This window comes from Streptomyces sp. LBL (assembly GCF_029893585.1).
GTDB lineage: Bacteria > Actinomycetota > Actinomycetes > Streptomycetales > Streptomycetaceae > Streptomyces.
The window spans coordinates 33,862-47,525 of record NZ_JARXYX010000001.1; the positions used below are offsets into that span (position 1 = coordinate 33,862).

13 protein-coding genes and 1 pseudogene are annotated in these 13,664 nt (G+C 72.3%); 11 read left to right on the plus strand and 3 right to left on the minus strand.

The window, feature by feature from the left end; translation table 11 throughout:
* Window positions 1-57: 57 nt before the first annotated feature.
* From pelF to M2271_RS00200, 11 genes are all read left to right on the plus strand, one after another.
* Entirely contained in the window at window positions 58-1,551 is a 1,494-nt protein-coding gene (gene pelF / locus M2271_RS00150; protein WP_280885320.1) for a GT4 family glycosyltransferase PelF, read from the plus strand.
* The gene (locus tag M2271_RS00155; protein WP_280884952.1) at window positions 1,548-2,894 is read left to right on the plus strand and encodes a hypothetical protein; all 1,347 of its coding nucleotides are present in this window, start codon (window positions 1,548-1,550) and stop codon (window positions 2,892-2,894) included. Before pelF ends, M2271_RS00155 begins: the two co-directional genes overlap by 4 nt.
* Window positions 2,895-3,123: 229 nt before the next feature.
* The gene (locus tag M2271_RS00160; protein WP_280884953.1) at window positions 3,124-4,131 is read left to right on the plus strand and encodes an SDR family NAD(P)-dependent oxidoreductase; all 1,008 of its coding nucleotides are present in this window, start codon (window positions 3,124-3,126) and stop codon (window positions 4,129-4,131) included.
* A gap of 46 nt (window positions 4,132-4,177) precedes the next feature.
* Window positions 4,178-4,891, plus strand: coding sequence for a sugar phosphate nucleotidyltransferase (locus M2271_RS00165; RefSeq protein WP_280884954.1), 714 nt, complete (start codon window positions 4,178-4,180; stop codon window positions 4,889-4,891).
* A 4-nt stretch (window positions 4,892-4,895) separates the two neighbouring features.
* Entirely contained in the window at window positions 4,896-5,801 is a 906-nt protein-coding gene (locus M2271_RS00170) for an NAD(P)-dependent oxidoreductase (protein ID WP_280884955.1), read from the plus strand.
* Entirely contained in the window at window positions 5,798-6,466 is a 669-nt protein-coding gene (locus M2271_RS00175) for a spherulation-specific family 4 protein (protein ID WP_280884956.1), read from the plus strand. Before M2271_RS00170 ends, M2271_RS00175 begins: the two co-directional genes overlap by 4 nt.
* Complete coding sequence (locus M2271_RS00180; protein ID WP_280884957.1) at window positions 6,463-7,314, plus strand: endo alpha-1,4 polygalactosaminidase; 852 nt, start codon at window positions 6,463-6,465, stop codon at window positions 7,312-7,314. The genes M2271_RS00175 and M2271_RS00180 overlap by 4 nt, the downstream gene beginning before the upstream one ends.
* A gap of 609 nt (window positions 7,315-7,923) precedes the next feature.
* Window positions 7,924-8,091 carry a hypothetical protein gene (locus M2271_RS00185; RefSeq protein WP_280884958.1) on the plus strand — a complete coding sequence of 56 codons (168 nt, stop codon included), beginning with the start codon at window positions 7,924-7,926 and terminating at the stop codon, window positions 8,089-8,091.
* Between the two features lie 110 nt (window positions 8,092-8,201).
* Window positions 8,202-8,618 (plus strand): hypothetical protein, encoded by a 417-nt coding sequence (locus tag M2271_RS00190; RefSeq protein WP_280884959.1) that lies wholly within the window; start codon window positions 8,202-8,204, stop codon window positions 8,616-8,618.
* Window positions 8,619-8,961: 343 nt separating this feature from the next.
* Window positions 8,962-9,282 carry a hypothetical protein gene (locus tag M2271_RS00195; protein WP_280884960.1) on the plus strand — a complete coding sequence of 107 codons (321 nt, stop codon included), beginning with the start codon at window positions 8,962-8,964 and terminating at the stop codon, window positions 9,280-9,282.
* A 38-nt stretch (window positions 9,283-9,320) separates the two neighbouring features.
* A complete protein-coding gene (locus M2271_RS00200; RefSeq protein WP_280884961.1) occupies window positions 9,321-10,451 on the plus strand; it encodes a low temperature requirement protein A in 1,131 nt (376 codons plus the stop codon).
* 80 nt (window positions 10,452-10,531) lie between these two features.
* Here the strand turns inward: M2271_RS00200 and M2271_RS00205 are convergent.
* The 3 genes and pseudogenes from M2271_RS00205 to M2271_RS00215 form a co-directional block, all read right to left on the minus strand.
* A pseudogene (locus tag M2271_RS00205) lies at window positions 10,532-10,882 on the minus strand (alpha/beta hydrolase fold domain-containing protein); the annotation flags it as partial.
* A gap of 48 nt (window positions 10,883-10,930) precedes the next feature.
* Window positions 10,931-11,998, minus strand: coding sequence for a LacI family DNA-binding transcriptional regulator (locus M2271_RS00210; protein ID WP_280884962.1), 1,068 nt, complete (start codon window positions 11,996-11,998; stop codon window positions 10,931-10,933).
* Between the two features lie 333 nt (window positions 11,999-12,331).
* On the minus strand, window positions 12,332-13,519 hold the full coding sequence (locus M2271_RS00215) for a beta-galactosidase (protein ID WP_280884963.1): 1,188 nt from the start codon (window positions 13,517-13,519) through the stop codon (window positions 12,332-12,334).
* Window positions 13,520-13,664: the final 145 nt, after the last annotated feature.

Sequence of the window (13,664 nt, forward strand, 5' to 3'; positions counted from 1 at the left end):
CCATCCGGCACGGTCAGGGCCGCCACGGCCATCAACACCGGCACGACCCGCGTCACCATGCTCACCGAGGGCACCTACCCGCACAACCACGGCGGAGTGAGTGTCTGGTGCGATCAGCTTGTCCAAGGCATGCCCGACGTGGACTTCCAGATACTCGCGGTCACCAGTGACGGCCGCGAGCCCCTCACCTGGGAAACGCCCGCGCACATCAGCAAGGTGGTCTCCGTACCCACCTGGGGACCGACGCCGACCGGCCGCGCACCGCGCGGCCGGTGGCTGCGGGGCTTCCTCGACACCTACGAGATGTTCCTGCTGGCCCTCCTCGATCCCGGCCCCGGCCCCGGTGCCGGCTCCTCTTCCGGCCCCAGCACCCTGGAGCGCTTCGCCGAAGGGCTGTACGGCCTCGCGGCACGGGCCCGGTACGGGGAACTCACGCCCGCACTGCGCACGGAGGCAGCGATACGCACCCTGGCCGCCGTCTGGAACCGTCCGCACATACCCACCCACGCCGCCCGGCCGACCATGCACGACGTACTGACCGCGACCGACCTGCTGGAACACGCCCTGCGTCCACTGGCGGCCGCCCCACCCCGACACGGGATCTCCCACGCCGTCAGCGGCGGACTGGCGGCCCTCCCCGGACTGCTGGCCCAGCACCTGCACGGCACGCCCCTGCTGCTCACCGAACACGGTGTGTACCTACGTGAGCGCTACCTCGGTTACGGCGCCGGCGGTCACCACTGGCCGGTGAAGGCGCTGCTGCTCGGCTTCTTCCGGCTGCTGGCACAGGAGACCTACGCCCGCGCCGCGCTCATCACGCCGGGAAGCCACTACAACCGACGCTGGGAGGAACGCGGCGGCACCGCACCCGACAAGATCCGTACCGTCTACAACGGTGTGGACCCCGGGGCCTTTCCTCCGGCCGGTCCGGAACCGGAGACCCCCACGCTGGCCTGGGCGGGGCGGGTCGATCCCATCAAGGACCTGGAAACGCTGATCCGGGCCTTCGCCCTGGTACGCCGGGAGATGCCCCAGGTGCGGTTGCGGCTGTTCGGCGGCACACCCAGCGGCGGCCAGGCCTACCGGGAACGCTGCCAGGCTCTCAGCCGGGACCTGGGCATCGCCGAAGCGGTGGCCTTCGAGGGCCGGGTGGAGGACATCCGCGACGCCTACGCGGCGGGCACCGTGGTCATGCTCTCCAGCATCAGCGAGGGCTTTCCCTTCACTCTCATCGAGGCCATGTCGTGCGGCCGGGCCACCGTCTCCACCGACGTCGGCGGGGTCCGCGAGGCCGTGGGCGACGTCGGACTCGTCGTACCGCCGCGCGAACCGGAGGCGATGGCACGGGCAGTCCTGGAACTGCTGCGCGCGCCCGCCCGCCGGGCCCGGATGGGCGAGGCCGCGCGGCTGAGGGTGATCGAGCAGTTCACACTCCGGCACACCATCGACTCCTTCCGGGAGATCTACGGCGCGCTGGCGGCGGGCGAGGACCGGGCGCACCCGGCCGAGGGCCCGGCGTCGCACGCCCGACGGGCCGGAGGTGAGTGGTGAACCGGCCGGACGACGACCGAACCGTAGTGCGCCTGCCGACCCCGCCGCAGCGGCCGGCCTGGGCCGACGACCCGCTCAACAAGCTCGCCGAACGGCTGGCGGACGTGTGCGGGGCCGCCGTCCACCCGGACGAGATCGCCGCGGTGCTGGAGTCCGACGGGCTGACGCACGAACAGATCACCACGCGCTACTCGCGACGGGATCTGTTCGCCGTCGCGGAGGAGCTGTACGCCCGGGTGCCGCGCCGTTTCCCGGACCCCGGACCGGGACCCGACCCGTGGCGGACCAGCCCGTGGCAGTGCCTGCTGCGCGGGATGCTGTTCGGCCTGCCGGGGCTGGCCTACCTTCTGGGCGCAGGACTGCTGCCCGGCCGGGTCACCGGGCTCGCCGCCTCGGCACTCGTGGCCTGGGCCTGGAACCAGGCACTGGCCCACCGCGCCTACGTACGGCTCGCCGCGGGCGGCCGGCGGGCAGCCGCGCGGTGCCTGCTGCTCGGGGCCCCGGCCGGGGTGACGGCAGCGGCGGCGGCCGCACTGGCCGTCTCGGGGGCGGGCGCCGTCCCGGCCTTCGCGGCGGGAGAGGCGCTCTATCTGGCGGCGGCCACGGTGCTGCTCGTTCTGGGACGCGAACAGCACCTGCTGATCGCGCTCGTACCGACGGCGGCCGGGGCGGCCTGCATACCGCTGTGGCGCCCCGGCCCGGTACCGGTCGCCGTGCTGCTGCTGGCCACCGTCGCGGCGGCGGCGCTGTCCGCGGTACGGGAGATCGTACGGTCGCTGCGCACCACAAGCTCCTCGGCACCGGGCACGCCCCGGATCACCGCCTCCGTCCCGTACGGGCTGTTCGGCCTGGCCGGCGGGGCGCTGACGCTGATGGCCCCGGCGGCGGGCAGGGCGGCCGCCGTCGTGCTGACGCTGAGCATGGGCGCGGCCGAGTGGTTGCTCTACCGCTACCGGAGCCTGACCCTCACCGCCCTGCGGCACAGCCGGACCCCTTGGCGGTTCCGGCTCCGGGCGGCCGGCGTGCTCGCCCTGTGCCTCACCGAGTACCTCGCGGTGCTCGCCGCCCCCGCGCTGCTCACCGGGGTGCCGCCGCTGCCGCTGCTCGCCCTCGGCGCGGCGCTCTGGGTCGCCCTGCTGCTCCAGGCGGCCGGGATCGCCTGGCCGTCCGCCGTGGCCTGCCTCGCCGCCGCCGCGGCGGAGGCGGCCCTGTCGGGCGGGGCCTACCGGAGACCGGGTCTGCTCAGCCCGGCGACCGCCGAGTTGGCGGCCTGCGGCTGCGCGACGGCAGTGCTGCTGGCGGTCGCGTACACCCGGATGGGCCGGATCACGGCCCACCGCTGACCAGATCCCGGTAGCCCGTAGCCCCGTAACCCAGTGCCCTCATGGCGTCCTGACGTCCTCACACCCTGACGCTGCAACCCAGCACAGGCAGCAACCGCCCAGTAGTCCCAGCAATCCCAGCAATCCCAGCAATCCCAGTACCCCCGTGTCCCACGCGGGCCTGACCGTCAGCTTCAGCGTCAGATTCAGATTCAGGTTCATCTTCAGATTCATCAGAGGAGACAGATCCGTGACCTCGTCCGCTCCTGCAACCGTCGCCGTCACCGGTGCCGAGGGATTCATCGGCTCGCACCTGGTGGAGGCGCTCGTCGCATCAGGACACCGGGTACGCGCCATGGCCCAGTACAACTCCTTCTCGTCGTACGGCTGGCTGGAGACCCTGCCGCAGGACGTGATGGCCAGTGTGGAGGTCGTACTCGGTGACGTACGCGACGCGGGGTCGGTGCAGCACCTGCTCACCGGCACCGAGACCGTGTACCACCTGGCCGCGCTGATCGCGATTCCGTACTCCTACCAGGCACCGCACAGCTACGTGTCCACCAACGTCACCGGGACGCTCAACGTGCTGGAAGCCGTACGCCGGCTCGGCATCCCCAGGATGGTGCACACCTCCACCAGCGAGACGTACGGCACCGCGCAGACCGTCCCCATCACCGAGGATCACCCGATCAACACCCAGTCCCCGTACTCCGCCTCCAAGGCGGGCGGCGACCGGCTGGCCGACAGCTACTACGCCAGCTTCGGCATCCCGGTGGCCACCCTGCGGCCGTTCAACACCTTCGGGCCGCGCCAGTCCATGCGGGCGGTGATTCCGACCGTCATCGGGCAGGTGGCGGCCGGAGAGCGGACCATCGCCCTGGGTGACCTGCGGCCCACCCGGGACTTCATGTTCGTCAAGGACACCGCCCAGGCGTTCCTCGCGGTGGGCACCGCTCCCGCCGAGGCGGTCGTCGGCAGGACGTTCAACGCCGGTACGGGCGGCGAGATCTCGGTCGGCGACCTGGTGACGCTGGTCGGCAAGCTCATGGGGGCCGAGCTGGAGGTCCGCGAGGACGCACAGCGCATCCGGCCCGCCGCGTCCGAGGTGATGAGGCTGGTCTGCGACGCCTCCCGCCTGCACGCCGCGACCGGCTGGGAACCGGCCCACAGCCTCCAGGAGGGGTTGGAGCAGACCGTCCGGTTCTTCTCCGACCCGGCGAACCTGGCCCGCTACAAGACCGCCATCTACAACGTCTGACGACCCGTCTCAGGCCATCGACCACCGACCGACAACGGAGTCCGCCATGCACGCAGTCATTCTGGCCGGAGGCAAGGGTGTCCGGCTGCGCCCGTACACCACCGCCCTGCCCAAGCCGCTCGTCCCCATCGGCGATCAGCACGCCATCCTGGAAATCGTGATGCGGCAGCTCGTCAACTCGGGATTCGCCAGCTGCACCATCGCCATCGGCCACCTCGGCCACATCATCCGCGCCTACGTCGGCGACGGCTCCCAATGGGGTCTGCGCGTCGACTACTCGGCCGAGGACAGTCCGCTGGGCACCATGGGCCCGCTGCTGACCATGCTGGACCGGCTGCCGGAGCACTTCCTGGTCATGAACGGCGACATCCTCACCGACCTGGACTTCCGCGCCGTCCTGCGCGGTCACCAGGCCGGCGGCGCCCCGCTGACCATCGCCACGTACTGCCGCAAGGTCAGGATCGACTTCGGTGTCCTCACCACCGACGGCAAGCAGGTCGTCGGCTTCACCGAGAAGCCGACCCTGGACTACCGGGTGTCCATGGGCGTCTACGGGCTCTCCCGGTCCACCCTGGGCGGCTACGTCCCCGGCCTGCCGCTCGGCTTCGACGAACTCGTCCTCGACCTGCTCCGCGACGGCACCCCTCCGGCCGCCCACGAGTTCGACGGCTACTGGCTGGACATCGGCCGCCCGGACGACTACGACCGGGCGAACTCCGAGTTCACCACCCACCGCGACCTGCTGCTGAAGGGAGCGTGACCTGATGCGTATCCTCGTCCTGGGCTCCACCGGGTTCCTGGGCCGGCACATCACGGAGCACCTGCGCGCCCTGTCCGGCGTCCGGGTGCTCCGCGCCGGCCGCTCCCCGGGCGCCGACCTGCGGGTCGACCTCACCACGGCCACCGTCCCCGCTCTCGCCGCCGACCTGCACGCGCTGGCCCCGGACGCCGTCGTCAACTGCGCGGGCGCCGTCGGAGGCGGCCCGCTTCTGCTGGCGGAGACCAATGCCCGGGGGCCGGCCGTGCTGTGCGAGGCGCTGACCACGGCCGACCTCCCGGTACGCCTGGTCCATCTCGGATCCGCCGGCGAGTACGGGACCACCGCCGGGCAGCCGCTCGGCGAGGACTCCGCCACCTGTCCGCAGGGCGCGTACGGGGCCACCAAACTGGCGGGTTCCCTGACCGTCGCCGAGGCCGCACTGGACGCCGTCGTCCTACGGGTGTTCAACCCGCTCGGGCCGGGCTCGCCCGGCACCAGCCTGCCCGGCCGGCTCGCCGACGAGCTGCTGCGCGCCGGGCCGGACGGCACCGTGACGGTCGGTGACCTGTCCGCGTACCGCGATTTCGTCGACGCACGGGACGTGGCCCGCGCCGCAGCCCTCGCCACCACCGCGCCCGGCCCGCTGCCCCGCATCCTCAACATCGCCGGCGGCAGCGCCACCCGGGTCCGCAAGGTCGCGGAAGACCTGGCCCGGATCAGCGGATTCCACGGCCGAATCGACGAGAACGGCACCGGTTCCCAGCGCTCGTCAGCCATCTCCTGGCAGCAGGCGGACATCACGGCCGCCGCCACAGCTCTGGGCTGGCACCCCGAACGTGCCCTCGCCACCTCGCTCACCGACCTGTGGACCTCGCGCACCGGCACACCACCGGCCCCGGCCCCGGCATGACACACGGTCAACTGCTTGTTCCGCTGTACGTCCACCCCGCTGTGGACCCTGCGGCGTGGCAGGCCCTGACGCGGATCCCGTCGCGGCTGTACGGAGTCGTCCTCAACGTCGCCGACGGCCCCGGCGCGGCCCGCGACCCGGCCTTCGCCGCCGCCGCCGGGGCTCTGCGCGCGGCGGGCACAGCCGTGCTCGGATACCTCGACACCGCCTACGGCACCCGTCCCCACCAGGCGGTGCTCCACGAGCTGCGCCACCACATCAGCTGGTACGGAATTGACGGCGTCTTCCTCGATCAGGCCGGCGTCGAAGCTGGTCTGCTGCCGTACTACCGCGCGCTGGCCGACGAGGCCCGCGACCACGGAGCCGGCACCGTCGCGCTCAACCCGGGAACCCACCCCGATCCCGGCTACGCCTCCCTCGCCGATCTGCTGGTCACCTTCGAAGGGGACTGGCAGACCTATCTCACCTCGGCCGTGCCCTCCTGGACCGAAGGGCACCCGCCGACCCGCTTCTGCCATCTGATCCACGGCGTCCCCGACGGCCTGTGCGACCTCGCCGCCCGCACCGCACGGATCCGCCGAGCCGGCGTCCACTGCGCGGTACCGGGTGAGGGCGCGAACCCCTGGGCCGCCCTGCCCCCCGCCGTGAGGAGGAGAACCACATGAGGTTCGTAACCCGCCCGCCGTTCCTGCCGTCATCCGTGTCCCTGCTGCACACAGGACTGCTCACGGGGTTGCTCATGGCGCTGCTCACCGGGTGCGTCACCGCCCCGGACCGAGCCCCCGGCCGCACTCCCGACGAACACCGGTCGGCCGGGCGCTGGCAACCGCGCCCCGGCACGGCCTGGCAGTGGCAGCTCAGTGGCCGCGTCGACACCCGCGTCGCCGTCCCCGTCTACGACATCGACGGTTTCGAGAACAGCGCCGCCGTCGTGCGACGCCTCCACAGGAGCGGCCGCAAAGTCATCTGCTACATCAACGCCGGCGCCTGGGAGTCCTTCCGCCCCGACCACAGCGCCTTCCCTGCTTCCGTCCTCGGCCGCTCCGACGGCTGGAGCGGCGAGCGCTGGCTCGACATCCGCCGCCGCTCGCTGCTCCGCCCCATCATGGCCGCACGTCTCGACATGTGCCGCGCGAAGGGCTTTGACGCCGTCGAGCCCGACCTCGCGGACGCCTTCACCAACGACACCGGCTTCCCGCTGACCGCCGCCCACCAGCTCGCCTACAACCGCATGATCGCGGCCCTCGCCCACGAACGGGGCATGGCAGTCGGCCTCAAGAACGACCTGGAACAGATCCCCGACCTGGTCCGCGACTTCGATTTCGCGGTCAACGAGCAATGCGCGGAGTTCCAGGAATGCTCGTCGCTGAGTCCCTTCATCAAGGCGCACAAGGCTGTCTTCCACGTGGAGTACAGCGTGCCCAGGCGCACGTTCTGCCCGATCGCCGAGCGCCTCGGCCTCGACTCCATGCGCAAACGGCTCGCCCTGGGCCGCTGGCGCAGCCCCTGCTGAAACCCCGCCTGCGCGCTGACCTGGACCCGTGGCACGGACAGCGGGGGTGGGCGGCGGCCTCGTCGGCAACCGCAGCGCGGACCCGTCCCGGAGGCGGGCGGAGGCCGGCCGGAGATGCCGTTGTACATCCGCTGCTTGAGGTCTGACTCGTCTTCGACAAGGGCGTGCCCCCTTTTGGTTGCCTGTTTGCCATGCGTTGATCACCTGGCACGCGTGAACTACTCCGGTGGGAGTTTCCGAAGTGCATGGGGCCGCGGACGAACCGTTCTTACGCGTACTGGGGCCGCTTGAAGCGAGTGACATCGGCGGTCCTGCCGATCTCGGCCCACCGGAGCGTCGTGTTCCGTTGTCGGGGCTGTCCCTTGACGCCGGTCGACCGGTGGGTCTCGAGCGACTGCGCGAGGATCTGTGAGGGGGCAGGGCGCCGTCCTCGGGCGTGTTGTCCATCCACGCGCGCCTCAGCAAGCTGCGATCCGTTCGGGAGCCCCAGGCGCGGGCAGGATGTGCTGCCGTTCGTCCGGCGGGACGGCGAACTGGTCGGGTTGCTACGGCTGTTGCCGCGCGCGGTCGGGCCGGAGCGTATGGGCGGTGGCCTGCACGATGCCCGCCGTGCCCGACCCGGTGACCGACGAACTCCGGGCCGGGCCTGCCCGCGGCGGAGCGGAGCAGGGGGAGCGGAGCAGGCGGAGCGCAGCGACCGCGACCACATGCCCGGCGGAGGACGAGGACGTCTGGGGCACCGAAGAGGGCGGCACGCCCGAGCCCCTGGGGCGATGACCTCATGACGGCGGCCACTCGGGGCGGGCCTCTTGAGACCGGCCACTCGGGCGGGCCTCAGCTGAGACGTGCAGTGTCCGGACGTTCCATTGTCCAGCGAGGAGACCAGGATGCGTGAGTCGATCGACAACCGTGTGGCCGAGGCGATGGCCCATCTCAAGGCGACGGAAGAAGCCGTGGCCAAGGCGCAGGTCGGGCTGAACGCGGCGTCCGTGACCGCGCACTCGGCGGACAGATCGGTCCGGGTGGACGTCGGAGCCAAGGGCGACGCCATGGTCCCCACTGCCGAACTGGCACGTATGGGTGTGGATCTGGATCTCCGCCTGGAGACCCAGGCGATCCTCCAGGACGGCCATCTGCGGGCAGGGGAGATCGATCTGACGACTCGTCAGCAGCTGCGCCTGCTGTTGAGGCGGACCAGTGACGAGATCGACGCGCGGTCGGCCGAAGTGCTGGCGGGAGTGCTGGCGACTGAACTGGGCATTCGGCTCACGTTGATCGACACTTCCGGCAACAGGCTCAGCTGAAGATGTGGACGCTTCGGGCGGGAGCTGACCGGCCGCCCTACCGCAGGGTGGCCACGAACTTCCCGGGTCGGACGATCCCCTCACGGAGTTCGCCGACTTATGCCGCGTAGGAGAGATCTCGCCTGGGATGTGGCGGGCGCCAGCAGGTCGCGACGTCAGGTGCCCCGGAAGCGCCGCCTTGCCCTCCAGCGCACGCGCTGAAGCCCCCGGCGCACTGTGTGCCGTGTCCGCCTGTCGTTCCCTCTCGGGCAAGTACCCGTGCGCTGGACGGTACGGGCCCATCGCACGCCGACCTACCCTTGGGATCCAGGAAGAGCGGAACGGCCGGGGAGCGAGGACGAGCGTGGATGTGGACGAGCAGGCGGACGTGGTGGTCGTCGGGCTGGGGCCCGGCGGCGAGCACGTCGCGGGCACAGTGGGCGAGGCCGGGCTGGACGTGGTGGGCGTCGAGCCGGGTGGCGAGGGGTTTGTGAAGCTGGTCGAGGACGCCGACCGGGGCGTGCTGGTCGGCGCGACCTCGGCCGGCCCCGCGGACGGTGAGGTGCTCTACGGGCTGAACGTGGCCGTCCACGCCGAGGTGCCCGTCGACCGGCTCCGGCACATGATCTACACCGGTCCCACCTCCCATCGGGCGATCGAGGCGGCCCGGGGAGCGCTCCGCTGAACGGCACTCCGGCCATACCGCGGGCGAGCTGGCGGACCATGCCGGGCCGGGACCCTGGCGAACCGCACCGGACCGCCACCCCGCTGGAGCTCTTCTTCGACCTGTGCTTCGTCATCGCGGTCGCCCAGGCCTCCGCGAGCCTGCACGGGGCGTTGACGGACGGGGAGTACCTCACCGGCTGCGTGCGCTTCGCCGTCGTCTTCTTCGCCATCTGGTGGGCGTGGATGAACTTCACCTGGTTCGCCTCCGCCTACGACTCGGACGACGTCCCCTACCGGCTGGCGGTGCTGGCCCAGATCACCGGCTCGCTGATCCTCGCCGCCGGAGTGCGCCGCGCGTTCGAGGACGGGGACCTGCGGGCCGTCATCCTCGGATACGTCGTCCTGCGTACGGCGCTGGCCGCGCTGTGGCTGCGGGCCGCGTTGTCGGATCCGGCCCGACGGCGGACGACCCTGCGCTTCGCCATCGGGATCACGGTGTGCCAGCTCGGCTGGACCGCCCTGCTGGGTCTCCCGGCCGCGACCTGGCCGGCGGGCATCGTGGTGCTGGCCGTCGCCGAGCTCTCGGTGCCCGTGTGGGCGCAGTCCGCCGGGATGACGCCCTGGCATCCGCACCACATCGGCGAACGCTACGAACTGTTCACCCTCATCGTCCTCGGCGAGTGCGTCGCCGCCGCGACCGTCGCTGTCCGCGACGCCTTCGACCGACACCAGGGCACCGGTGGGCTCTACACGCTGGCGGCCGGCGGACTGCTCATGGCGTACGCCCTGTGGTGGCTGTACTTCGCCCGGCCCGCGCACACCCTGCTCGCCACGACGTACCAGGCCCACCACAGACGGTTCCCCTGGGCCTACGGCCACTATCTGATCTTCGCCTCGGCGACCGCCGAGGGCGCCGGCCTGGCCGCGTACGCCGATCACGTCACCGGGCACGGCGGAGCCTCGCCGACGGCCGCCGGCCTGGCGGTCACCCTCCCGGCGGCGGTCTTCCTGATCACCGTCTGGGCCGTGCAGCTACGGCCCCACCAGCGGCGTACGGCTGAGCAGGTGCCGTTTCCCGTCGCCGCGGCAGGGCTGGTGGCGGCCGCGTGGTCGCCGGCCCCCGCCCTGGCCGCCGGGCTGCTGTTGGGCGCGCTGGTCGCAGTGGCGGGCGCGCCGGGCAGGAAGTAGCGGTCGGACCCCTTGCCGGGTCCGACCGCATCGCCCGTCCGCGACGCCCGCCTTCGCGTCAGCCCGTCGCGCGCACCGCGTCACGGATCAGGGGCCTCGGGGGCATGGGTCCCGCGCAGGGCGTTGAGCATCACGAAGTCGTGGATGACGGCCTGGAAGCGCACGGCGGTGACCGGAACCCCGGCCTCGCGCAGCTTGTTGGCGTAGTCCTCGCCCTCGTCGCGCAGCACGTCGGCCTCGCCCGTGATGACCAGGGCCGGGGGCAGCCCGCTGAGCTGCTCGACGGTGGCGCGCAGCGGCGACGCGATGATCTGGGCGCGCTCGGCCTCGTCGGTCGTGTACTGGTCACAGAACCACTGCATGCCGTCGCGCCGCAGGAAGTGGCCGGTGGCGAACTGGCGGTACGAACCGGTGTCGAAGTTCGCGTCGGTCGTTGCGCATGACCCGCGTTGCGCGATACCCGCGCGGAGCCGACGCCGTCAGTGTCCCGGGGCGGGGCCGCTGCTGGCGCGGATCACCAGGTCGACCGGGACCAGGGACTCGGTGCGGGGCGGTTCGGCGGAGCCGTCGATGCGGTTCAGGAGAAGGCGGAGGGAGCGGGTGCCGATCTCCGCGAAGTCCGTGCGGACGGTGGTGAGCGGCGGGAGGAGGTGCGCGGCCTCCGGGATGTCGTCGTAGCCGACGACGCTGACATCGCCGGGGACGGACCGCCCGGCCTCGTGGAAGGCGTGCAGTACGCCGAGCGCCATCTGGTCGTTGGACACGAACACCGCCGTGACCTCGGGGCTCTCGGCCAGCTGACGGCCCAGCTCGTACCCCGAGTCGGCGCTCCAGTCGCCCACGAGCGGCTCGGGAACCTCCGCCCCGGCCGCCTCCAGCGTCGCCCGCCAGCCGACCAGCCGGTGGTCGGCGGAGGTCCAGCCCGCCGGGCCCGCGATGTGCCAGACCCTCGCGTGTCCGAGCCGCAGCAGATGCTCCGTGGCCTTGCGCGCCCCGGCCCGAGAGTCCCCGGTGACCAGCGGGGTCTCGGTGTCGAGGCCGTTCTCCAGGACCACCAGCGGAATGTCCAGGTGCGTGTCGGCCAGCGCCCGCCCCACCCACAGTTGCGGCGCGATCGCGATCACCCCGTCCGCGCCCTCCGCCGAGAGCCGGTCCAACGCCTCGACGACCGTGTCGTGCTCCGCGGTGTCGAGGGCGATGGAACTCACCAGGTAGCCGGCGTCCTGCGCCGCCGTGTTGATCGCGGTGAGGATCGACGCCGGCCCGTAGCGGGCCGCGTCGAAGGAGATGACCCCGAGCATCCGTGTCCGGCCGCTCGCCAGCGACCTGGCACTGCGACTGGGCCGGTAGCCCAGCGCGCGCATGGCCTCCAGGACCGCCTCGCGGGTCTCGGTGCGGACGGACGGATGGTCGTTGAGCACGCGGGACACGGTCTGCTTGGAGACACCGGCCAACCGGGCCACGTCGTCCATCACAGGGCGCGCCCCTGCGAAGTTGCGTCTGCTGCGCCCCTTGGGAACCGCTCCGTCGGCGGCGCTTCCGGTCATGGTGGCAGTTCCTCGACGTCGTTACGGCGGTGTGGTCCCGCCCGGCAGGACCACAGCATAGGCCGGGCGTACGACGGGAGGATTCCGGGGACCTCAGGGTGCTCCGCGGATCCTCGCCGGGGCGCGGGGCGCGGGGCGCGGGGCGCGGGGCGCGGGGCCGTGCGGCGCGGTTTCCGGCGCGCGGTCGCGCGGACGAGCTCGCAGACCACCCGGTAGGCCCCGGCTCCTGCTGGTAGGCCCCGGCTCCCGCTGGTCGGCCCGGCCACGCCTGACCGGCCCCCGCCGCTCGGAGCCGGTCGACCGGCCGCCCCTCCCGGGTGAGGCGCCCGGCCCTCAGCCGGCCCGGACCCTCCAGACCCGGCCCGTGATCCACTCGGCGTGTGTCACGGCCGCCGTCGTCGCCCCGTCCTTCGCCTCCGTCGGCACGTACACCGCCGGGTCGGCGTCGGCGTCCGCGGGCAACGGCAGCAGCCGCAGTCCCTCGGTGCGCAGCGCCTCGACGGGCAGCCGGTCCAGGCCGATGTCCCAGACCCGCCCCGAGAAGAACTGGTCGGCGACGAGCATGTCACCCACGTACGCCCGTCCCACGTCACCGCTCCAGCGCAGCCGCAGCAGCGTCCCCGCCGGCAGCCCGTCCGGAACGTCGACCCGGTACTCGGCGGCCACGCTGTCGAAGTACTTCTCCGCAGGCGCGCTCGCCCGCCCCTGTACGCCCGTCACGGTCTCCGGAGCCGGACCGGCCCGGCAGAGGAGAGTGAGGGGCACGACGGTGGCGACGCCCTCGGCCCCGCCCGCCACCGCGTACCGGGTGAACACCCTGTCCGCCGACTCCGTGACCCCCTGCCCCGTCCACCACCACCGGCGCCCGCTCCGGAGCGGGCAGCACCGCGAACGACACAGCGGTGCGCGAGCCGTGCAGCCGGACCTCATCCCGGTCGAAGACCACACGTCGTCGCGCTGGCGGGTGAAGAAGAAGTGCTTCCGGCAGGTGTCGGGCCAGCCGCCGTCCGCCTCGGTCCAGAAGGCCTCGGTGTAGCCGCCGTACAGCGGAAGGAGTTCGTCGGGCGGGAGCTGGACCCCGCCCCACGCGGTCGCGGTCCACAGCGGTGCGCTCAGGCCCGCCTCCTGGGGCATGCGCTTCAGGGTGAGGAGGTGACCGGGCTGGTCGTAGAGCTCGTTCTCGATCTGGATCGCGACGACGGGGCCGCCGTGGGTGCGGTCGAGGCCGCACAGCTGCTCGGCGATCGCCGCGAACCAGGCACGTACGGGCTCCAGGTACCCGGGGTCGTCGGTGCGCGGGACGCAGTCGCGGGCCAGCAGCCAGTCGGGCAGGCCCCCGTTGCGGACCTCCGCGTGCGACCAGGGACCGATGCGCGGGATGAAGTCCAGGCCGTGCCGGGCGCACAGCTCGGCGAAGCGGCGCAGGTCGTGGTCTCCGTCGAAGCGGACCCGGCCCTCGATCTCCTCGTGATGGATCCAGATGAGGTAACTGGCGACGGCCGTGACCCCGCCGGCCTTCATCTTCAGCGAATTCTTGTGAGCAGCCCCGGGCGTTTACGCCCGGGAGGAATCGCATCCTTGTGGCTGCGGCGGGGAGCGCCGCAGCATCACTGTGTCGGCTCGGCCGGGGAGTGGCCGGGTGATGCGAGCGCGTGGTCGGTTGGGT

What these genes read in the sequence shown, in the direction of transcription:
- pelF (WP_280885320.1), top strand. Translation starts at nt 58, where the DNA reads ATGCTCACCGAGGGCACCTACCCGCACAACCACGGCGGAGTGAGTGTC.
- M2271_RS00210 (WP_280884962.1), bottom strand. Translation starts at nt 11,998, where the DNA reads ATGACCGGAAGCGCCGCCGACGGAGCGGTTCCCAAGGGGCGCAGCAGA.
- M2271_RS00175 (WP_280884956.1), top strand. Translation starts at nt 5,798, where the DNA reads ATGACACACGGTCAACTGCTTGTTCCGCTGTACGTCCACCCCGCTGTG.
- M2271_RS00200 (WP_280884961.1), top strand. Translation starts at nt 9,321, where the DNA reads ATGCCGGGCCGGGACCCTGGCGAACCGCACCGGACCGCCACCCCGCTG.
- M2271_RS00190 (WP_280884959.1), top strand. Translation starts at nt 8,202, where the DNA reads ATGCGTGAGTCGATCGACAACCGTGTGGCCGAGGCGATGGCCCATCTC.
- M2271_RS00170 (WP_280884955.1), top strand. Translation starts at nt 4,896, where the DNA reads ATGCGTATCCTCGTCCTGGGCTCCACCGGGTTCCTGGGCCGGCACATC.
- M2271_RS00165 (WP_280884954.1), top strand. Translation starts at nt 4,178, where the DNA reads ATGCACGCAGTCATTCTGGCCGGAGGCAAGGGTGTCCGGCTGCGCCCG.
- M2271_RS00215 (WP_280884963.1), bottom strand. Translation starts at nt 13,519, where the DNA reads ATGAAGGCCGGCGGGGTCACGGCCGTCGCCAGTTACCTCATCTGGATC.
- M2271_RS00180 (WP_280884957.1), top strand. Translation starts at nt 6,463, where the DNA reads ATGAGGTTCGTAACCCGCCCGCCGTTCCTGCCGTCATCCGTGTCCCTG.